18 protein-coding genes are annotated in these 18,843 nt (G+C 70.1%); 7 read left to right on the forward strand and 11 right to left on the reverse strand.

Going from position 1 to position 18,843, the window contains the following annotated elements; translation table 11 throughout:
• The 4 genes from E3O41_RS03670 to E3O41_RS03685 are packed head-to-tail and all read right to left on the reverse strand — an operon-like array spanning window position 1 to window position 4,442.
• Window positions 1-1,518 carry a sugar ABC transporter ATP-binding protein gene (locus E3O41_RS03670; RefSeq protein ID WP_083990892.1) on the reverse strand — a complete coding sequence of 506 codons (1,518 nt, stop codon included), beginning with the start codon at window positions 1,516-1,518 and terminating at the stop codon, window positions 1-3.
• Window positions 1,515-2,582 (reverse strand): zinc-dependent alcohol dehydrogenase, encoded by a 1,068-nt coding sequence (locus E3O41_RS03675; RefSeq protein WP_067025594.1) that lies wholly within the window; start codon window positions 2,580-2,582, stop codon window positions 1,515-1,517. The genes E3O41_RS03670 and E3O41_RS03675 overlap by 4 nt, the downstream gene beginning before the upstream one ends.
• A 10-nt stretch (window positions 2,583-2,592) precedes the next feature.
• Complete coding sequence (locus E3O41_RS03680; protein WP_083990893.1) at window positions 2,593-3,567, reverse strand: transketolase family protein; 975 nt, start codon at window positions 3,565-3,567, stop codon at window positions 2,593-2,595.
• Complete coding sequence (locus tag E3O41_RS03685) at window positions 3,567-4,442, reverse strand: transketolase (protein WP_067026010.1); 876 nt, start codon at window positions 4,440-4,442, stop codon at window positions 3,567-3,569. Before E3O41_RS03685 ends, E3O41_RS03680 begins: the two co-directional genes overlap by 1 nt.
• A gap of 212 nt (window positions 4,443-4,654) precedes the next feature.
• Between E3O41_RS03685 and E3O41_RS03690 the strand changes: the two genes are divergently transcribed.
• The 3 genes from E3O41_RS03690 (at window position 4,655) to E3O41_RS03700 (ending at window position 7,115) form a co-directional block, all read left to right on the forward strand.
• Entirely contained in the window at window positions 4,655-5,164 is a 510-nt protein-coding gene (locus tag E3O41_RS03690) for a MarR family winged helix-turn-helix transcriptional regulator (RefSeq protein WP_083990894.1), read from the forward strand.
• Window positions 5,165-5,285: 121 nt separating this feature from the next.
• Window positions 5,286-6,401, forward strand: coding sequence for an NAD(P)-dependent alcohol dehydrogenase (locus E3O41_RS03695; protein WP_338060476.1), 1,116 nt, complete (start codon window positions 5,286-5,288; stop codon window positions 6,399-6,401).
• 60 nt (window positions 6,402-6,461) lie between these two features.
• The gene (locus E3O41_RS03700) at window positions 6,462-7,115 is read left to right on the forward strand and encodes a GntR family transcriptional regulator (RefSeq protein WP_067026013.1); all 654 of its coding nucleotides are present in this window, start codon (window positions 6,462-6,464) and stop codon (window positions 7,113-7,115) included.
• A 57-nt stretch (window positions 7,116-7,172) separates the two neighbouring features.
• On the opposite strand, the gene E3O41_RS03705 is transcribed toward E3O41_RS03700, so the two are convergent.
• From E3O41_RS03705 to ligM, 6 genes are all read right to left on the reverse strand, one after another.
• Window positions 7,173-8,441, reverse strand: coding sequence for an ABC transporter substrate-binding protein (locus tag E3O41_RS03705; protein ID WP_067025599.1), 1,269 nt, complete (start codon window positions 8,439-8,441; stop codon window positions 7,173-7,175).
• Between the two features lie 23 nt (window positions 8,442-8,464).
• Window positions 8,465-9,508 carry a branched-chain amino acid ABC transporter permease gene (locus E3O41_RS03710; protein ID WP_067025602.1) on the reverse strand — a complete coding sequence of 348 codons (1,044 nt, stop codon included), beginning with the start codon at window positions 9,506-9,508 and terminating at the stop codon, window positions 8,465-8,467.
• Between the two features lie 8 nt (window positions 9,509-9,516).
• Window positions 9,517-10,398, reverse strand: a complete 882-nt coding sequence (locus tag E3O41_RS03715; RefSeq protein WP_067025604.1) for a branched-chain amino acid ABC transporter permease — start codon at window positions 10,396-10,398, stop codon at window positions 9,517-9,519.
• 1 nt (window position 10,399) lies between these two features.
• Entirely contained in the window at window positions 10,400-11,110 is a 711-nt protein-coding gene (locus tag E3O41_RS03720; protein ID WP_067025608.1) for an ABC transporter ATP-binding protein, read from the reverse strand.
• The gene (locus tag E3O41_RS03725; protein WP_240482333.1) at window positions 11,097-11,852 is read right to left on the reverse strand and encodes an ABC transporter ATP-binding protein; all 756 of its coding nucleotides are present in this window, start codon (window positions 11,850-11,852) and stop codon (window positions 11,097-11,099) included. Before E3O41_RS03725 ends, E3O41_RS03720 begins: the two co-directional genes overlap by 14 nt.
• 227 nt (window positions 11,853-12,079) lie before the next feature.
• Window positions 12,080-13,483, reverse strand: a complete 1,404-nt coding sequence (ligM, locus tag E3O41_RS03730; RefSeq protein ID WP_067025615.1) for a vanillate/3-O-methylgallate O-demethylase — start codon at window positions 13,481-13,483, stop codon at window positions 12,080-12,082.
• A 193-nt stretch (window positions 13,484-13,676) separates the two neighbouring features.
• Here ligM and E3O41_RS03735 point away from each other — a divergent pair, with 193 nt between their 5' ends.
• From E3O41_RS03735 to E3O41_RS03750, 4 genes are read left to right on the forward strand one after another with little or no spacing between them, the layout of a single operon-like run.
• Window positions 13,677-14,432 carry a PIG-L deacetylase family protein gene (locus E3O41_RS03735; protein WP_067025617.1) on the forward strand — a complete coding sequence of 252 codons (756 nt, stop codon included), beginning with the start codon at window positions 13,677-13,679 and terminating at the stop codon, window positions 14,430-14,432.
• Window positions 14,429-15,136 (forward strand): 4-carboxy-4-hydroxy-2-oxoadipate aldolase/oxaloacetate decarboxylase, encoded by a 708-nt coding sequence (locus E3O41_RS03740; RefSeq protein WP_067025620.1) that lies wholly within the window; start codon window positions 14,429-14,431, stop codon window positions 15,134-15,136. Before E3O41_RS03735 ends, E3O41_RS03740 begins: the two co-directional genes overlap by 4 nt.
• Window positions 15,133-16,221, forward strand: coding sequence for a 4-oxalomesaconate tautomerase (locus E3O41_RS03745; protein WP_240482335.1), 1,089 nt, complete (start codon window positions 15,133-15,135; stop codon window positions 16,219-16,221). The genes E3O41_RS03740 and E3O41_RS03745 overlap by 4 nt, the downstream gene beginning before the upstream one ends.
• 25 nt (window positions 16,222-16,246) lie before the next feature.
• Complete coding sequence (locus E3O41_RS03750) at window positions 16,247-17,197, forward strand: VOC family protein (protein WP_067025624.1); 951 nt, start codon at window positions 16,247-16,249, stop codon at window positions 17,195-17,197.
• Window positions 17,198-17,261: 64 nt separating this feature from the next.
• Here the strand turns inward: E3O41_RS03750 and E3O41_RS03755 are convergent, their stop codons facing one another.
• Window positions 17,262-18,683 (reverse strand): MFS transporter, encoded by a 1,422-nt coding sequence (locus tag E3O41_RS03755; RefSeq protein ID WP_067025627.1) that lies wholly within the window; start codon window positions 18,681-18,683, stop codon window positions 17,262-17,264.
• Window positions 18,684-18,843 lie beyond the last annotated feature (160 nt).

The following is an 18,843-nucleotide window of genomic DNA, read 5'->3' on the forward strand; positions in this document are numbered from 1 at the left end:
TCAGGCGTCCCTTCCGTATGCGTGCGTGAGGATCTCCTCGTCGGTCGCGGCGGCGGCGTCGAGCTCGCCCGCCACCCGGCCGTCATGCATCACGAGGATCCGATCGGAGATGCCGATGAGTTCCGGCAGTTCGCTGCTGACGGCGATGATCGTGGTGCCCTGCGCCGCGAGCGCCCGCATGAGCCGATAGATCTCTGCCTTCGTGCCCACGTCGATGCCGCGGGTGGGCTCGTCCATGAGCAGGACGCGCGGATTTCGGGCGAGCATCTTGGCGAGCACGACCTTCTGCTGGTTGCCGCCAGAGAGCTGGCCGACGGGCTGGCGGATGCCGCTCGTCTTGATCTGCAGCTTCTCGATGGCGTTGCGCGCAAGCGCCGCGACACGACGCCCGGAGACCACACCGCCAGGGCTGACGCTCGTGAGGTTCGCGAGGGCGACGTTCTCCGCGATCGGAGCGGAGAGGATTACGCCCTGGCTGCGGCGCTCCTCCGGCACCAGGGCGATGCCCGCCTCCAGTGCAGCTCCCACACCCTGACGGGAGAGCGGCTTGCCGCCGAGCTCGATCGCCCCCGCGGTGCGCCTCTGGGCGCCGGCGAGCAGGCGCAGCAGCTCGCTCCGCCCGGATCCCGCCAGGCCGCCGACGCCGAGCACCTCGCCGCGGCGCGCCTCGAACGAGACGTCCTGCACACGGTTGCCCGAGAGGTCGGAGACACGCACGGACACCTCGTCGGTCGCGGTGCCGCGCTCGGGATAGAGCTCGCTCTGCTCGCGGCCGACCATCGTGGAGATGACGTCGTCGATCGAGGACTCGGCCACCGGCTTCGTGACGATCGTGCGGCCGTTGCGCATCACCGTGAGGCGATCGCACAGCTCGAAGACCTCCTCGAGCCGGTGCGAGACGTAGACGATCGCCACGCCCTCGTCCCGCAGGCCGCGCAGCACCTGGAACAGGTCCGCGATCTCGGTGTCCGTCAGCGCCGCGGTCGGCTCGTCGAGGATGAGCACGCGCGCATCGATCGACAGCGCCCTTGCCACCGCGACCATCGTCTGCTGAACGGGGGAGAGAGACCCGGCGAGCCGTCGCAGCGGAATGCGCTGATCGAGCCGCTCGAGCTGCGCCCGGGCGCGGCGGTTGAGCTCGCCCCAGCGCACGAAGCCGAACGTCGACGGCGCTCCCTCCCCGAGCACGATGTTCTCCGCGACGCTGATCGTCGGCACGATGGAGAGCTCCTGGTAGAGGGCCACGACGCCCGCCTTGTTCGCGGCGCGTACCCCGGCGAAGTCCGTGGGCTCGCCTCCCACCCGCACCTCGCCCTCGTCCTGCCGGTGCAGGCCGGTGATGATCTTGATGAGGGTGGATTTGCCCGCGCCGTTCTCACCGAGGAGCGCGTGGATCTCGCCCGGCCGCACCGCGAGGTCCACCCCGCGCAGGGCCTGCACGCCGTCGAAGTGCTTGGTGATGCCGTGCACCTCGAGCGCCGGGATGACCGACGTCGCCACCTCGCTCGCGAGCGTCACGATGCCGTCCCGTCGTCGATGTCGTTGCAGCGGATGACCACCTTCGGGAAGCGGCCCGAGACGTGCACCGCGAACGCCTCCTCCGCGTCGTCGATGTCGAAGACCGCCTGCGTGAGCTCGTCCAGCTCCAGGTGCGGCAGCAGCTGGAGGGCCCGCGGGAACGCGTAGGGCGAGACGAAGACGCCCGTGAGGGTGAGCTCCTTCAGATACAGGTAGTCCGACAGGTTCAGCGGCAACTCGTACCGCTCGGGGTACATCGCGCCGTACACCACGGTGGCGCCCTTCGCCGCGACGTCGAGCAGCCCGCGCACGGCGTGCGGCGAACCCGAGGCGTCGATGACCACGTCGTACCCGCGTCCCTGGGTGATCTCGGCGGCGCGCGCCTGCTGATCCTCGGCGATCGGGTCGATCACGAACTCCGCGCCGTGCCGCAGCGCCATGTCGCGGCGCTCGGCGATCGGCTCGATGAGCGTGAGCGACGTGGCGCCATGGCGCTTCATGACCTGCAGCGCGAGTTGCCCGATCGGCCCGCCGCCGCAGATGGCCACGCGATCGCCGACCCGCACCCGCGTCTTGTCCGCGATGCGCACGGCCACCGAGATGGGCTCGAGCAGGCAGCCCCGCAGCAGCGAGACGTCGTCGGGCAGCCGGTACACCTGCGACTCGTGCCAGGTGAGCGTCTCGGCCATCCCCGGCCGGTTGTACTCCTGGATGTTCTCGCAGAACTGCTGCTTCCCCTCCTGGCACGGTCGGCAGCTGCCGCAGAAGCGCAGGAAGTTGCCCGCGACCCGATCGCCGACCCTCAGGCCGCTCCGGGTGGCGCGGTCGCCGAGGGCCTCCACCACGCCGGAGATCTCGTGGCCGAGGCCGATCGGCACGTCGGTGCCGAAGAATCCCTCGGCGAGGTGCGGATCGGATCCGCAGATCGCGGCGTACGCCACGCGGATCCGCACGTCCTCGGGGCCGAGGGCGGGCTCAGGGAGGTCCACCACGCCGATGCGGCCGCGGGTGGACTCGTCGGGATCGCGCAGGCTGCCGATCCTCGTGACGGCGACGGTCTTCATCTCTGCCGCCTCACGCCGTCGCCGGGACCGGCGCCACGGCGCGGCGCAGGGCGTCCACGGTGGCGGTCAGGCCGTAGCCGTGCTTGTCGCGCAGCTGCTCGTCCTCGCCGAAGCCGGCGTAGACCTGCGGGATGCCGAGGCGCTCGAACGACGTGAGGGCGATGCCGCGATCCGCCACGACGTCGGCGACCCGCGTCGCCAGGCCGCCATAGGCCAGGTGGTCCTCGAGCACCACGAACCGGCCGCCGGTCTCGCTCGCACAGCGCTCGATGAGGTCCGCGTCGATCGGCTTGAGGGTCCACATGTCGACCACGCGCACGGAGATGCCGTCATCGGCGAGCTGCTCGGCCGCCGTCAGCGCCTGGGCCACCGTGGTGCCGTGCGTGAAGAGGGTGACGTCGGAGCCGTCGCGGGCGACGATGCCCTTGCCGATGCGGATCTCGTGCTGGCCGGGCTCGTACAGGACCATGTCCTTCTTGCCGACGGCGAGTCGGATGTAGATCGGCCCCTGCATGTCCATCGACTGGCGGATCACCTCGCCGACCATGACCGGGTCGCCGATCGAGGTGACGGTCATGTTCGTGAGCGAGCACATCAGCGACAGGTCCTCGACCGCGTAGTGCGTCGATCCGCCGTTGCCGACGAGCCCGCCGTGGGTGCCGATGATCTTGACCGGCAGGTTCGGGTAGCAGACGTCCGTGCGGACCTGCTCGAGCGCACGCATCGACAGGAAGGGCAGCATGCCGGACACAACCGGGATGTTGCCGTCGTACGCGAGGCCCGCGGCGATCCCCACGCTCACCTGCTCCGCGAGCCCCACGTCGACGAAGCGGTCGGGGTACGTGTCGCGGAACTCCACGAGGGTCGCGCCGATGTCGGGCGTGATGACCCAGAGGTTGTCGTGCGTCGCGCCGAGCTCGGCGAGGGTTGACCCGATGACGGATCGGGCGGAGAGCATCTCCCCGAAGGTGAAGGTGACGGGCATCAGTGGGCCTCCTTGTTCCGCGATGCCTCGAGCGCCGCCATCGCGCGCTCGAGGTCCTGTGCGCCGAGCGAGCCCGCGTGCCAGGCGAGGTTGCGCTCCATGAAGTCGACGCCCTTGCCCTTGACCGTCTCGCAGATGATCACGGTGGGAACGTCGCTGGTGGGGTCGGGCAGCGCGTCGATCGCGTCGACGAGCTGGCGCATGTCGTGGCCGTCGACCTCGACGACGTTCCAGCCGAAGGCGCGCCACTTGTCGGGGTACGGCTCGAACATCACGCGCTCCTCGGCAAAGCTCGTCATGAGTTGCCGGTTCCGATCGATGAACGCCACGAGGTTGCCGAGCTTCTGGCTGCGGCCGGCCATCGCGGCCTCCCACACCGAGCCCTCGCCGGTCTCACCGTCGCCCATGAGCGTGACTACCCGGTGCGTCTCACGACGGTGGCGGGCCGAGAGCGCCATGCCGACCGCCAGCGGCAGGCCATGGCCGAGCGACCCCGTGGACGCCTCCACACCCGGCAGCTGAACCTTGCACGGGTGCATGCCGTAGGCGCTGTCTAGCTGGCCGTACGTGGCGACGATGTCGTCGTAGTCAAAGAAGCCGCGCATGGCCATCGCGATGTACATGCACACGGCCGCGTGGCCCTTGCTGAGCACGAAGCGATCGCGGGCGGGGTTGCGAATGTCGTTCGGATCGATGCGCAGTCCGCGGTGGAATAGTGCGGTGAGGATGTCGGCGACCGACAGATCGCCGCCGATGTGCACGGCGCCCTCGTACGTGCCGCAGAGGTTCAGCAGCAGGCGCCGCAGCTCGTATGCCAGGTCCTCGAGCTCCTCGACACTGTGGTCGGGCTCTGTGTCGAGCACCGTCTGGGTCATGTGTCCTGTCTCCTCGTCGGTGAGGGGAACGTCGACGTGAGGTCCGTCGTCGTCGACGTTCTCGGTGGTCGCCCGGCCCATCCTCGGGCCGGCGAATGCGAACGTAGCACCGTCTTGTTTGAATGTAAACAGGATTAGGGTCAAACTCGTACGTAATCGTGTCGCGCTGTGATCGGTCGCGTCGCTGACACACTTGCTTCGAGGGGGCGCACATGACTGAGGAACACGGCGGCAGCCGGACGAGGGTCCGTCATCGCGCGCCCGAGGGTGCGATCACCGAGCCGTTGAACGAGGTGATCGAGCCCGAGACGTTCACGCCGCGGTTGCTCGCGCTGCTGTCGAACGCGCTCGTCTGGCGGGAGTCCCACGAGCTGCGGCGGCGCTTCGATCTCGGCACCAACGAATGGCGCGTGCTCTCGGCGCTGTCCACGCGACCGGGGATCTCCGCGACCGAGGTGTCGGATTTCCTTGGCGTCAACAAGGCCGTTGTGTCCAAGTCGGTGAACACGCTGCTGGAGCGCCGCCTCATCGTGCTGTCGGACGGTCCTCGGGGGTCGCGCCCGCTGTACCTCACGGATGCCGGCGCGCAAATGCATCGCGACATGCTGCCGATCTCGCTGAGGGGGCAGGACATCATCCTCGAGGGGCTCTCGCAGGCCGACGTCGCGCGCCTGAACGCCTTCCTGCGGGCGGGCCTGGCGAAGCTGCGTGAGGCCGACTAATCGGCGATCCCCAACAGGATTCGCGCGGATTTCGTTGACAATCCGGGGGCCCGCGGTAACGTCGAAGCGGGCGCTCCATCGGGCGCCGCCGCGAGGATGCGGCACCCGCATGCGAAGGGGCATGTCGATGAAGACGATGGCGGCGGTCGTGCGCGAGACCGGAGGATCGTTCGCGCTCGAGGAGCTCGAACTGGACGAGCCGCGTCCGAACGAGGTGCGCGTGCGCCTGGTCGCGACCGGCGTGTGCCACACCGACGCCGTGGTGCGCGACCAGATCTACCCGACGCCGCTGCCCGCGGTGCTGGGGCACGAGGGCGCGGGCGTGGTCGAGGCCGTGGGGTCCGCCGTCACGACGGTGGCGCCGGGGGACCGCGTGGTGCTGTCGGCGAGCTCGTGCGGCACGTGCCGGCACTGCCTGACCGGCTTCAACACCTACTGCACGCACCTGTACGAACGGAACTTCGGCGGGCGGCGGACCGACGGCTCGACGGCGTTCACCGATGCCGACGGCGCGGCGATCTCGTCGCACTTCTTCGGGCAGTCGTCGTTCGCGGCCTACACCAACGCCGACGAGCGCTCGGTCGTCCGCGTGCCCGACGACATCCCGCTCGAGCTGATGGGGCCGCTCGGCTGCGGCGTGCAGACCGGCGCCGGTGCCGTGATCAACTCGCTCCGGCCCGAGGCGGGCTCGTCGTTCGCCGTGTTCGGCGCGGGGGCGGTGGGGCTCTCGGCGCTGCTGGGCACGATCGTGGTCGGCGTGACCACGCGGATCGTGGTCGACGTCAACCCGGACCGCTTGGCGCTGGCCACGGAGCTCGGCGCCACCCACGTCATCAACGGCCGCGAGGAGGACGCGGTCGCGCGCATCAAGGAGATTACCGGCGACGGCGTGGACTACGCGCTCGAGACGACGGGCGTCTCGCCGGTGCTGCGGCAGGCGGTCGATGCGCTCGGCGTGCGCGGCACGGTGGGCGTGGTCGGCGCCGAGCCGCCGGGCACCGAGACCGCGTTCGAGACGGGCCTGTCGATGACGCGGGGGTGGTCGCTGAAGATGATCATCGAGGGCGACTCGGTGCCGCAGGTGTTCATCCCCCGCCTCATCGAACTGTGGCGACAGGGGCGCTTCCCCTTCGACCGGCTCACGCGGCTGTACGACATCGCCGACATCGACGAGGCCTTCGCGGCGTCGGAGCGGGGTGAGACGATCAAGCCGATCGTGCGCTTCCCCGCGAGCTGAGCGACCCGGGGACCGATGGTGGGTGAGAATCGACAGTCGGTGAAAGGGGAGCGCGTGTCGATGACCGAGGCCGCGAGGGCGGAGACGGAGGACGGCTCGCCCGACCTCACGCAGCGGATCCGCGAGGCGATCCTCGACGGCCGGTTCGCCCCGAACCAGCGCCTCATCGAGGCCGACCTCAGCGAGAGCTACGAGGCGTCCCGCGCGGCGGTGCGCACCGCGCTGATGAACCTCGCGGGCGACGGGCTCGTCGAGCGGCTGCCCAACCGCGGCGCGCGGGTGCGGGCCATCACCGTCGACGAGGCGATCGAGATCGTCGAGGTGCGCATGGGGCTCGAGGCGCTGTGCGCCCGCCGGGCCGCCGAGCGCCTGACGCGCGAGGACGCGGCCGCGCTGCGCGAGCTGCGCACGCAGATCCTCGATGCCGTCGCCTCGGGCGATCTCGTCACCTACTCCCAGCTGAACCAGGAGATGGATCGCCGGATCCGCGAGATGAGCGGCCACGCCACCGCCATCCAGCTGCTCGAGCGGCTGCGCGCCCAGTCGGCGCGCCACCAGTTCCGTCTCGCCTTCGCCCCCGGCCGCGCGGCGCAGTCCGCGCCCGAGCACGTGGCGATCATCGACGCCGTGCTCGGGCGCGACCCCGACGCCGCGGAGGAGGCCACGCGCGTGCACCTCGAGGGCATCGTGCGCGTGCTGCGCGAGCTGCCGTAGGCCGCAACGCCGAAGCGCCCGCCACCGGGGTGGGGACGGGCGCCTCGGCGGGGTGGATCAGTCGATGCCCTCGGCGTTGTCGTAGCCCTGGCCGTTGAACTTCTGCACGACCACGGTCGACACGGCGGGCAGGCCGTCCTGGCTCGTCGACACCTCGGTGCCCTCGAGCATGAGCGGGGCGTTGAGCGAGTCGATGCCGCGCAGCGCCTCCATGAACGCCTCGCGCGTCGGCTCGGCGGTGTTCGTGAACGCCTCCTCGAGCGTGGCACCCACCATGTACGACCACATGCAGTGCGGGAAGTCCGGCGTGGTCGTGTAGTCCGCGGCGTACTGCTCGAGGTTGGCGAGGAACTCCTTCACGTCCTCGTCCTCGGCGTACACCGGCGACTGCGGGGCCTTCGCGAACGCCACCGAGTAGAACCCGTCGGCGGGGTCGGCGCCCGCGGGCTGCAGGATCGCGCCGGGCGAGGAGGTGTTCGAGGGCAGGAACCAGCTGGGGTGCCAGTCGAGCTCGCGGGCCTTCTCGATCGACTGCTGCACGAGCGGGATGATCGACGCGGCGAGGAAGAACACGTCCGCGTCGGTCGCCGCCAGCTCGGTCACCTGGGCGTCGACCGACGTGTCGGTGGCCTCGTACGAGAGCTCCTTCACCACGGTGACGCTCGTGCCCTCGATCGCCTCCTTGAAGCCCTCCGCGTAGCCCTCGCCGAAGTCGTCGTTCTGGTAGAGGATCGCGGCGGTGAGCTCCTCGCCCGACTCGGCCAGCAGCTCGCCGAAGGCGGCGCCCTCGTTCTGGTACACCGGCACGAAGCCGAGCTGCCAGGGGCTCTCGGTCTGGTCGGAGAAGATCGGGTCGCCGGTCATGACGAGCACCTGCGGCACCTCCTCGTCGATCGCCGCCTCGCGGTAGGCGCGGTTCGTGGGCGTGCCCAGGCCCGAGGTGAACGCGAAGACGTCGCCCGAGTTCTGCTGGAAGTTGGTCAGCGCCTTCTGCGGGTCGTAGCCGTCGTCGAACGCCTCGACCTCGACGGTGCGCTGCACGCCGTCGCCGAACTCGACGCCGCCGGCCTCGTTGATCGGGCCGAAGTAGGCCACGAGTCCCGCGACCGTGCAGGTGCCCTGGCCGGCGGTGGCGCCGGAGAGCGGGGTGTTCACGCCGAGCGTGACGCTGGTGTCGGTGATGCCGGGGCTCGCGGCACCGCCGTCGCCACCGTCGCCGCCTGCGCCGCCGGTGTCGCCACGGCTGCAGCCGGTGGCGAGGAGGGCGATGGCCGTGCCGACGGCGACCACGCCGAGGGCTTTGCCTGCCTTGCTGTTGCGGATCATGCGGAACCTCTCTGTTCGTTCGATCAGGTGCGGGAAGGGGAAGGGGAGTCCGAGGGGGTGGCGCGGCGCGAGCGCAGCACCCGGCGGATGCGGTGGGGGATGCTCGCCAGGCCGCCCGGGAGGACGAAGAGCACCACGAGCAGGATCACGCCCTGGATCAGCGCGGTCAGCGTCGGGGCGATCTCGTTCGTGAAGTTCGGGACGAACACGTAGTAGAGCCCGCCCAGGATCGACCCGGCGATGCTGCCGGCGCCGCCGACGACCATTGAGGCCAACAGGTTGATCGAGTGGTGGAAGGCCAGCGTCTCGGGGCTCGTGTACTGCACCACCACCATGTAGAGGAAGCCGCTGACGCCGCCGATCATCGCCGCGATCGTGAACGCCATCACCTTGTAGCGGTAGGGGGAGATGCCCATCGCCTTGGCGACGTTCTCGTTCTCCTTGACGATCGCCAGGGCCCGGCCGAACTTGCCGCGCGTGAGGTTGTAGACGAGCACGAAGGTGATCGCGCCGATGAGCAGCACGAGGTAGTACTGCCACTGGTCGTCGGCCAGCGGCACCCCGTCGGGGGCGCCGGAGAAGCGGGCGGAGACGCCCTGCGAGCCGCCGGTGAGGTCGGACAGCCGCTTGGCGAGCGGCACCCCGATGATGGGTAGGGCGATCGTGACCATGGCGATCGCCAGGCCGCCGAGCCGGGCGGCGGCGAAGGCGACGACGAGGCCCGCGACGCCGGGCAGGACGATCGCGAGCAGGAACGTGAGCAGGATCGGCCACTCCTGCTCCACCCCGTAGGCCGTGACGTAGGCGCCGAAGCCGAGGAAGAAGATCTGCCCGAGCGAGACCTGCCCCGCGTAGCCCATGATCACGTTGAGCCCGAGCACGGCGACCGCGAAGACACCGACGCGGGCGAGCATCTGGTTCGTGGGGATCGGCAGCATGAGCGGCGCGACGATGAGGATCACCGCCACGGCGACGCCGATCGCCCACACCCACCAGGGCGTGCGCCGGTGCAGCGGCGGCGTCGTGACGGTCGCGGTGAGATCGGGGGAGAACTCGGTCTTCGGCATTGCGGGCCTCACACTCGCACCACGGACTTGCGCCCGAACAGGCCCTGCGGCCTCACGAGCAGCACGATGAACAGCAGGACGAACGGCACGGCGACCTTGAGGTCGTGGCCGATCCACGGGACGTACACGGCCGCCAGGTTCTCGAGCACGCCGATCACCCACGCGGCCACGACCACGCCCAGCGCGCTCGACATGCCGCCGAGGATCACGGCGGCGAGGGAGTAGACGAGGATCGAGTCCATCATTCCCGGCGTCAGCGTCAGGCGCGGGGCGATGAGGGCCCCGGCCACCGCGCCGAGCGCCGCGGCCAGGCCCCAGCCGACCATGAGCAGCCGTCCCACGGGCAGGCCGGACAGCGCCGACGAGGCGGGATTGTCGGCGACCGCGCGCAGCGCGAGGCCGAGCTTGCTGAACTTGAACAGCGACTGCAGCAGCAGCATGATCACGAGGATCACGAGGAAGGTGCCGAGCGAGCGCCAGCTCACCGAGGCGCCGAGCAGGTTGAACGAGGCGGCGGGGAACAGCGACGGGAAGTTCTGGTTGTTGTACGACCAGATCCACCCGCACAGCCCGGTGAGCAGCGTGAGCAGGCCGACCGTGGCGACCACCGCCGTGTCGGGGTCGCCGCCCTCGAACCGGCGCATCAGGAAGCGTTCGATGATCGCCCCGAGCACGAACGAGGCGATCACCGACAGCAGGATCGCGACGATGAGCGGCAGGCCCCAGCCGATGAAGGCGTAGGTGAAGTACGCCGCGAGCACGGCCATGCCGCCCTGGGCGAAGTTGATGAGCCCGGTCGCCTGGTTCACGAGGACGATGGCGAGGCCGAGTGCGGCGTACACCGATCCCATGCCGAGGCCGTCGACGACGAGCTGGATGAACTGGTCCATGTCAGCCTCCCAGGTATGCCTTGCGGATCTCGTCGCGGCCGCGCAGCTCGGCGGAGCTGCCGCTGAGCACGCTGCGGCCGGTCTCGAGCACGACGGCGCTGTCGACGATGCGGAAGGCGAGATTGGCGTTCTGCTCGACCACGAGCATGGCGATGCCCGACTCCACGCGCAGTCGCTGGATCGCGTCGTAGACGTTCTTCGCGGTCGAGGGCGCCAGGCCCAGCGACGGCTCGTCGAGCACGAGCAGCCGCGGCTTGGCCATGAACGCCCGGCTCACCGCGAGCATCTGCTGCTCGCCGCCCGACAGCGCGGAGGCGTTCGAGCCGATCCGCTCCTTGAGGTTGGGGAACAGCTCGAGCAGGTAGTCGATGTCGGAGCGCACCTGCGCGGCGTCCCTGCGGAGGTAGGCGCCGACCATGAGGTTCTCGCGCACCGTGAGGTTGGGCAGCGTGCCCCGACCCTCCGGCACGTGCGCGATGCCGAGGGCGGCGACCTTCTCCGGCCCCAGCTTCGTGATGTCGGTGCCGTCGAACGTGATCCGCCCGCCCACCCGCACGGTGCCGCTGATCGCGCGCAGGGTGGTGGTCTTGCCGGCGCCGTTCGCGCCGAGGATGCCCACGGCACCTCCGTCCGGGACGGACAGCGAGACGCCTTCGAGCACCTGCACGCGCCCGTAGGCGGCGGTGACGTCCTCCAGCTCAAGCAGCGTCATCGGCGGCGTCCTTCCCGATGTAGGCCTCGATCACCCGCGGGTCGGACTGCGCCTCGGCCGCGGTGCCCTCCAAGAGCTTGCGGCCGTGGTCGAGCACCACGACGCGATCGGTGAGCGCGGCGATCAGGCCCATGTGGTGCTCCACGACGACGACCGTGATCTCGCCGGCGGCCGCGATGCCCTTGACCGTGTCGATGAGCTGCTCGACCTCGCCGTGCGAGAGACCCGCGGCGGGCTCGTCCAGCAGCAGCAAGGACGGGCGCGACAGCAGGGCCCGGCACAGCTCGATGCCCTTGTGCAGGCCGTGCGAGAGCTCGTCGGCCCGCGCATCGACGGCCCAGCCGAGGCCCTGCGCCTCGAGCAGCGCGATCGCCTCGTCGCGGATCTCGCGCTCGCGCCGCCCGGTCGGCGGCAGGCGCAGCGCCCACTCCAGCGGGCCGCCGGGCAGCCGGGTGTGACCCCCGAGCATGACGTTCTCGAGCACGGTGTGGTGCAGCTGCAGCGCCGGGTGCTGGAACGTGCGCGCCAGCCCCTTGCGGTTCAGCGACGACGGGTGCGCGCCCGCGATCTCCTCGCCGTCGAGCGTGATCGATCCCGAGGTCGGCCGGTAGTGACCGCTGATGCAGTTGAACAGCGAGGTCTTGCCCGCGCCGTTGGGCCCGACCAGGCCGAAGACCTGTCCGGGTTCGACGTCGAAGCCGACGCCCTCGAGCACGGTGACACCGCCGAAGCGGAGGTTCACGTCGTGCAGTGTCAATCGAGCGGCCATCGCTCTCTTTCTTCCTGTCGCGTCCTTGCGAGACGGGTGCCCGGTCGGGTGCTCCGGGTTCCCGTCACGGAAGGCTACTACGGATCGGAGCGAAAATTGTCGACGAAATCGTCACGAGTCGGTTGCGAGTGGGCGGGGCGCTCCCTCAGGGCGCGCGAGCGGGCCCGGGCCCTGGCGGACCCGGGCCCCGAAGGCGCGGCTCAGAGCTGGCCGGTGGAGCGCCAGCCCCCCTGGTACGACTCGCGGGCGACCGCGGCGTAGGGGACGGGGCTGACGATCGCACGCACCGCGAGCTGCTGGTGCGGCTCGACCGTGGTCTTGCCCGATCCGCCGTCCGGCTCGCCCCAGACCACGGTGACCTCGGCGCCCTCGGGGACGTCGCGGTCGACGGTCGCGAGCGACAGGCCGCGCTTCTCGTTCGCGGTCACGCCCGTGAACAGCGACAGGCCGATGTTGTTGCCGTCGGCGTCGAGCACGGCGTCGAAGTTGCTGGAGCCGTAGTTGGCGTTCGGCAGGTCGAAGAACTGGTAGCCGTCGCCGTCGCGGTCGAGCACGGTCGTGAGGATCTTGGCGAGGTCCTCGTCGTTCCATGCCAGGGTCACCTTGCGGCGCTGCTGCTCCGGCTCGATCTGCTCGAGGGCGTCGCGGCCGATGAAGTCGTGGTCGAACTTCACGAACGAGCCGTAGCCGAGCTCCCAGGGGTTGAGGTAGTAGTCCTCGATGTTGTCGGAGACGAACGACCCGGCGATGGCGTTGATCGCCTCGTAGCTCGTGGTGGGAAGCCACTCGCGGTAGGCGCGCTCGGCATCGCTCGAGTAGATCGCGGGAAGCGGCGAGGGGATCCAGCCAGACTCGAGGGTGTTCGAGGAGTAGGCGCGCGAGCCGCACGGCTCGATGCCGAACTCCGCGCCGGCCTCGAGGATCGCGTCGCGGATGCGGCCGTGCTCCTCGTAGGGACCCCACAGCTCCAGGCCCGGGGCGCCGGCCATGCCGTGACGCAGCGTGCGCACTTGGCTGCCCGCGATCTCGAGGTGACCCATGTGGAAGAACTTGACCTTCTCGAGGGTGCCGCCGTTGAGCTTCTCGATGATCGCCCACGCGTTCGGGCCCTGGATCTGGAAGCGGTAGTAGTCGCGGGTGACGGCCTGGCCGTAGGGGCGCGAGGGGGAGCGGTCGTCGTAGCGCCACTCGACGTCGTAGCCGCCGGTCTCGGCGTGGAACTGCAGCCAGTTCGCCCCGGGCGCGCGGCCCACGTAGACGTACTCGCCCTGTTCCTCGTGGAAGAGGATGCCGTCGCCGATGACGCCGCCGTTCGAGGCGGTGGGCACGAACTGCTTCGCGGTGTTCACGGGGAAGTTCGCGAACGAGTTGATCCCGGTGTCGCTCAGCAGCTTCAGGGCGTCGGGGCCCTTGAGGAAGAAGTTGACCATGTGGTGGGTCTGGTCGTAGAGCACGGCCGTGTGGCGCCAGGCCTTCTGCTCGCGGCGCCAGTTCGAGAACTCGGTCGGGACCACCGGGTAGATGTAGGTGCCGAGCTTCGAGTTGCGCAGCAGCTCGACGGTGTTGCCGCTCTCGTCGAGCAGTTCCTGCAGGTTGTTCGCCATGGGGGCTCCTTTGCCGGTGGACGTCGTCGTCATGAGGTCCCGGGACCTGGTGTCAGTCTGCGGGGATCGCATACCGATGTCCATAGGGATTTCTCGTCTCCAGGATTGTAGACAATTTCTTGATCATTCCGCCAGAGGATGATTCACTGAATCCTGCGCGCCGACGTCCGTCGCGCAGAACGGGAGACACTCGATGGCTGAGACGACCCCGGCGCTCCTCGTCGTGAGCGCCCACGCCGGAGACTTCGTGTGGCGCGCGGGAGGCGCGATCGCGTCCGCGACCATGCGGGGCGAGAAGGCGACGGTCGTCTGCCTGTCGTACGGCGAGCGCGGCGAGTCCGCGAGCCAGTGGCTCGCCGGCAAGTCCCTCGACGAGATCAAGGCGATCCGCCGCTCGGAGGCCGAGGCGGCCGCTGCGGCGCTCGGGGCGGACATCGAGTTCCTGGACCTGGGCGACTATCCGCTCGTGGAGTCGCCGGAGGCCGTCGCCCGGCTGGTCGACGTGTACCGCCGGGTGCAGCCCACGGTGGTGCTGACGCACCCCCTCGCCGACCCCTACAACGGCGACCACCCCGCCGCCGCGCGCATGGCGCTGCAGGCGCGGGTGCTCGCGCAGGCGATCGGCGTGGCGAACTCGGACGGCAGCTACCCGTCGAAGGACGACATCATCGGCGCCCCACCCGTGTTCTTCTTCGAGCCGCACCAGCCGGAGCAGTGCGACTTCAAGCCGAACGTGCTCCTCGACATCACCGATGCGTTCCCGAAGAAGCAGGCCGCGATGGAGTGCCTGCCCGCGCAGAAGCACATGTGGGAGTACTACACCGCGCTCGCCGTGCGACGCGGTGTGCAGGTCAAGCGCAACGCCGGGCCGAACCTCGGCCTGCCGCACGAGACCATGGGCGAGGCCTACATGCGGTACTACCCCGAGGTGACGGCGGTGCTCGCGTGACGCTCGGCGTCGTCGTCACCGACATCGCGCGCGCCGACGCGGCCACGATCGACGCCCTCGGCGCACACGGCGTCGCCACCGTGCACGAGGCGATGGGGCGCACGGGGCTCGTCGGCCCCGGCATCACGCCCGTCCAGCAGGGAGCGCGCATCGCCGGATCGGCCGTCACGGTGCTGTCGTGGCCGGGCGACAACCTCATGATCCACGCGGCCATCGAGCAGTGCCGCGACGGCGACGTGCTCGTCGTCGCCACGACCTCGCCGTCGACCGATGGCGCGTTCGGCGACTTGTTCGCCACCGCACTGAAGGCGCGCGGCGTGCGCGGGCTCGTCACCACCACCGGCGTGCGCGACACCGCCGATCTGCGGGAGATGGGCTTCCCGGTCTGGTCGAACGGGGTCCACGCCCAGGGCACGGTGAAGGCGACGGCGGGTTCGGTGAACGTGCCCGTCACGATCGGAGGTCAGGTCGTCCGCCCCGGCGACGTGATCGTCGCCGACGACGATGGGGTCGTCTGCGTGCCGCGAGCCGGGGCGGACGCCGCGGTGGCCGCGGCCGACGCGCGGGTCGCGAAGGAGGCGGCCGACCGCGATGCCTACGGCAGCGGGGCCGAGCTGAGCCTCGACCGCAAGGGCCTGCGCGGCCTGCTGGCCGACCTCGGCGTCCGATACCTCACGCAGGCGGAGTTCGAGGCGGGGGCGTGACCGGCGGCATCCCGTGCATCCTGATGCGAGGCGGCACGTCCAAGGGGGCGTACTTCCTCGCCTCCGACCTGCCCGCCGAGCGCGAGGCGCGCGACGCGCTGCTGCTGCGCGTCATGGGAACGCCGGACGCACGCCAGATCGACGGCGTCGGGGGAGCGCACCCGCTCACGTCGAAGGTGGCGATCGTCGCGCCGTCCGCGGACGACGGCGCCGACGTCGACTACCTGTTCCTGCAGACGGGCGTCGACGAGGCCTTCGTGTCGGACCGCCAGAACTGCGGCAACATCATCGCCGGCGTCGGCCCGTTCGCCGTGGAACGCGGGCTCGTGACGGCCGCCGACGGCACCACGAGCGTGCGGATCCGCATGCTCAACACGGGCGGGTACGCCACCGCGACGTTCGCCACGCCGGGCGGCGTGGTCGACTACGACGGCGAGCTGGCGATCGACGGCGTGCCGGGCACGGCCGGGGCCATCGCCCTGGACTTCCAGGGGGTCGCGGGCTCCACGGCCGGCGCGCTGTTCCCGACCGGTGCCGTGCGCGACGAGATCGACGGCACCGACGTGACCTGCGTCGACAACGGCATGCCGTCGGTGCTGTTCCGCGCCGCCGATCTCGGCATCGACCCCGACGCCTCGCCGGCCGAGCTCGACGCCGACGCCGCGCTGGCCGACCGCCTGGAGCGGCTGCGCCTCGCGGCTGCGGAGCGGATGGGCCTCGGCGATGTGGCCGGCGCGACGATCCCCAAGCTCGTCGCGATCGCGGAGCCGCGCGCGGGTGGCGCGCTCGCCACGCGCACCTTCCTCCCGCAGGGCGGAAAGGGCTTCCGCACGCACACGTCGATCGGTGTGCTGGGCGCGCTGACGGTGGCCGCGGGTGTCGCGATCTCCGACTCAGTGGGAGCGGGGCTCGTCACCGCGCCGGCGCCCGGCGATCCTTTCGTGGTGGAGCACCCGACGGGCCACTTCGATGTCGATGTGGCCGTCGAGCGCTCCGCCGACGGATGGCGTGTGACGCGATCCGTCGCCCTGCGCACGGCGCGCAAGCTCTTCGAGGGCACCGTGTACCCCCGCCCTCGTCTCTAGAACGGACGTCAGAGAGGACTCCCGCATGACCGCATACAGCTCGTTCGACATCGCCCACCTCGGCAACGTCGAGCTGTTCACCCCGAAGTTCGACGAGAGCCTGTGGTTCTTCCGCGACCTGCTCGCGATGCGCGTGGTCGCCGAGGAGGGCGACTCCGTGTACCTGCGCACGTGGGACGAGTACGAGCTCTACACGATCAAGCTCACGGCGAAGCCGGACGCCGCGGGCGTCGGCCGCACCAACGTGCGCGCGATCAACCCGGAGGCCCTGGAGCGCCGGGTCGCCGCGATCGAGGCGGCGGGGCTCGGCGTCGGCTGGGAGGACGGCGAGGTCGGCACGGGGCCGACGTACGTCTTCAAGGACCCGGACGGCCACGAGATGGGCATCTACTACGAGACCGAGCGCTACGTCGCCACCGACGACAAGCCCTCGCTGAAGAACCAGGCCTCGGCGTTCCCCGGGCGCGGTGTGAACGCCCGCCGGCTCGACCACATCAACTGGCTCGCCGCCGACGTCGAGGCGTGCGGCTCGTTCATGACGGATGTCCTCGGGCTGCGCGAGTCCGAGCGCATCCGCCTCGACAACGGCAGGTTCGCGGCCCGCTGGTTCCACTGCTCGCTGAAGTCGTACGACCTCGTGTACAGCGACGACTGGACCAAGCACGGCAACCGCCTGCACCACATCGCGTTCGCCCCCGACACGCGCGAGGACATCCTCAAGGCCGCCGACATCTTCCTCGAGAACGGCATCCACATCGAGTCGGGCCCGCACAAGCACGCGATCAACCAGACGTTCTTCCTCTACGTCTGGGAGCCGGGCGGCAACCGCATCGAGTTCGCCAACGCGGGCGCCCGCCTGCTGCTGGACCCCGACCAGCCCGTCGTCGAGTGGACCGAGGAGGAGCGCAAGAAGGGCCAGGCGTGGGGCATGAAGACGATCGAGACGTTCCACACCCACGGCACGCCCGTCGTCTGATCCTCCCCGCACACGACGGAGCCCCCGGTGCATCCACCGGGGGCTCCGTCGTCGAGGCGGGGGATCAGACCATCGCGGCTTCCTTGGCGGCAAGCTGCGCGCCCTCGTCGCCCTCATCGGTCACGCCGTCGCCGTCGATGTCGACGTCCTTCGTCTCCTTGCCCAGGATGAGCGCGACGAGCGTCACGACGCCCGACAGCGACAGGTAGATGCCCACGAGCCAGGGGCTGCCGGCGCCGACCTCCCACAGCCACACGGCGATGATCGGGGCCAGCGCGGCGCCGAGGATCGACGAGACGTTGTAGGCCACCGCCGACCCGGTGTAGCGCACGTTGGTCGGGAACAGCTCGGGCAGCAGCGCGCCCATGGGGCCGAACGTCATGCCCATGAGCAGGAACCCGAAGATGAGGAACGCCTGCACGAGCGCGCCCGAGAACCCGGCGGCGTCGCGCGGGGCGAGGAACACCATCCAGATCGCGCCGAACACGATGATGAACGACGTCACCCACAGCAGCAGCTTGCGGCGGCCGATCGAGTCGGCCAGCGGCCCCGACGCGAGCGTGCAGATGCCGAAGAACAGCACGCCGATGATCTGCATGAGCACGAAGTCGGTGTACGCGAAGCCGAGTCCGGCGACGGGGGCATCGACGGGGCGGGTGCCGAACGACAGGGTGAAGCTCGTCATCAGGTAGAACAGCACGTACGTCGCGAGCATGAAGAAGGTGCCGAGGATCAGCTGCCACCAGTACTTCTGGAAGACGTAGCCGATCGGCGCCTTCTTGATCTCACCCTTCGCGGCGGCCTTCTTGAAGGCGTCGGACTCGACGAGCTTGAGGCGGACCCACAGGCCCACGATCACCATGACGGCCGAGAACAGGAACGGGATGCGCCATCCCCAGCTGAGGAACGCGTCGCTGGCGACGCCGCCCTCGCCCGGCAGCGAGAAGTTGATGATGAGGAACACCGAGTTGGCGATGATGAAGCCGATCGGGGCGCCCAGCTGCGGGAACGTGCCGTAGAGGGCGCGCTTGCCCTTCGGGGCGTTCTCGGTGGCGACCAGGGCGGCACCCGACCACTCGCCGCCGAGCGCGAAGCCCTGGGCGAGGCGGCAGATGAGCAGCAGGACGGCGGCCCAGACCCCGATGTCGTTGTAGGTCGGCAGGCAGCCGATGAGGAACGTCGCGATGCCCATGGTGAGCAGTGAGGCGACGAGCGTGCCCTTGCGGCCGAGGCGGTCGCCGAAGTGGCCGAAGACGACGGCGCCGATCGGGCGGGCGACCATCGCGGCGCCGAAGGTGGCGAACGACAGCAGCAGCGCCGTCGTGGTGTTGCCGGTGGGGAAGAAGAGGATCGGGAACACGAGCACGGCCGCCGTGGCGTACGCGTAGAAGTCGTAGAACTCGATCGTGGTGCCGACGAGGCTCGCCGTGATCACGCGACCGCGTGAGTTGGCGGGCTGGGCAGCGGGTGTTGCTGTGGACGTCATGTCTGCCTTCTGGAAGAAGCGGGGATCGCGCGGGCGGCGCGGGGTATGCACGCCTCTTGTTCGGTGTGCCGGCCGGGGCCTCGCCGCGGGGTGCTGCGGCGTGGGGCGTCCGGTCGCGCTCCCCGGCGTCGTGACCGGGGACACAAAGGACGATTCTATC

This window comes from Microbacterium sediminis, assembly GCF_004564075.1.
GTDB lineage: Bacteria > Actinomycetota > Actinomycetes > Actinomycetales > Microbacteriaceae > Microbacterium > Microbacterium sediminis.

Coding starts and splice junctions, on each gene's coding strand:
- E3O41_RS03735 (WP_067025617.1), top strand. CDS start 13,677: ATGGCTGAGACGACCCCGGCGCTCCTCGTCGTGAGCGCCCACGCCGGA.
- E3O41_RS03685 (WP_067026010.1), bottom strand. CDS start 4,442: ATGACCCAGACGGTGCTCGACACAGAGCCCGACCACAGTGTCGAGGAG.
- E3O41_RS03690 (WP_083990894.1), top strand. CDS start 4,655: ATGACTGAGGAACACGGCGGCAGCCGGACGAGGGTCCGTCATCGCGCG.
- E3O41_RS03695 (WP_338060476.1), top strand. CDS start 5,286: ATGTCGATGAAGACGATGGCGGCGGTCGTGCGCGAGACCGGAGGATCG.
- E3O41_RS03710 (WP_067025602.1), bottom strand. CDS start 9,508: ATGCCGAAGACCGAGTTCTCCCCCGATCTCACCGCGACCGTCACGACG.
- E3O41_RS03720 (WP_067025608.1), bottom strand. CDS start 11,110: ATGACGCTGCTTGAGCTGGAGGACGTCACCGCCGCCTACGGGCGCGTG.
- ligM (WP_067025615.1), bottom strand. CDS start 13,483: ATGGCGAACAACCTGCAGGAACTGCTCGACGAGAGCGGCAACACCGTC.
- E3O41_RS03705 (WP_067025599.1), bottom strand. CDS start 8,441: ATGATCCGCAACAGCAAGGCAGGCAAAGCCCTCGGCGTGGTCGCCGTC.
- E3O41_RS03750 (WP_067025624.1), top strand. CDS start 16,247: ATGACCGCATACAGCTCGTTCGACATCGCCCACCTCGGCAACGTCGAG.
- E3O41_RS03675 (WP_067025594.1), bottom strand. CDS start 2,582: ATGAAGACCGTCGCCGTCACGAGGATCGGCAGCCTGCGCGATCCCGAC.
- E3O41_RS03755 (WP_067025627.1), bottom strand. CDS start 18,683: ATGACGTCCACAGCAACACCCGCTGCCCAGCCCGCCAACTCACGCGGT.
- E3O41_RS03680 (WP_083990893.1), bottom strand. CDS start 3,567: ATGCCCGTCACCTTCACCTTCGGGGAGATGCTCTCCGCCCGATCCGTC.
- E3O41_RS03715 (WP_067025604.1), bottom strand. CDS start 10,398: ATGGACCAGTTCATCCAGCTCGTCGTCGACGGCCTCGGCATGGGATCG.
- E3O41_RS03700 (WP_067026013.1), top strand. CDS start 6,462: ATGACCGAGGCCGCGAGGGCGGAGACGGAGGACGGCTCGCCCGACCTC.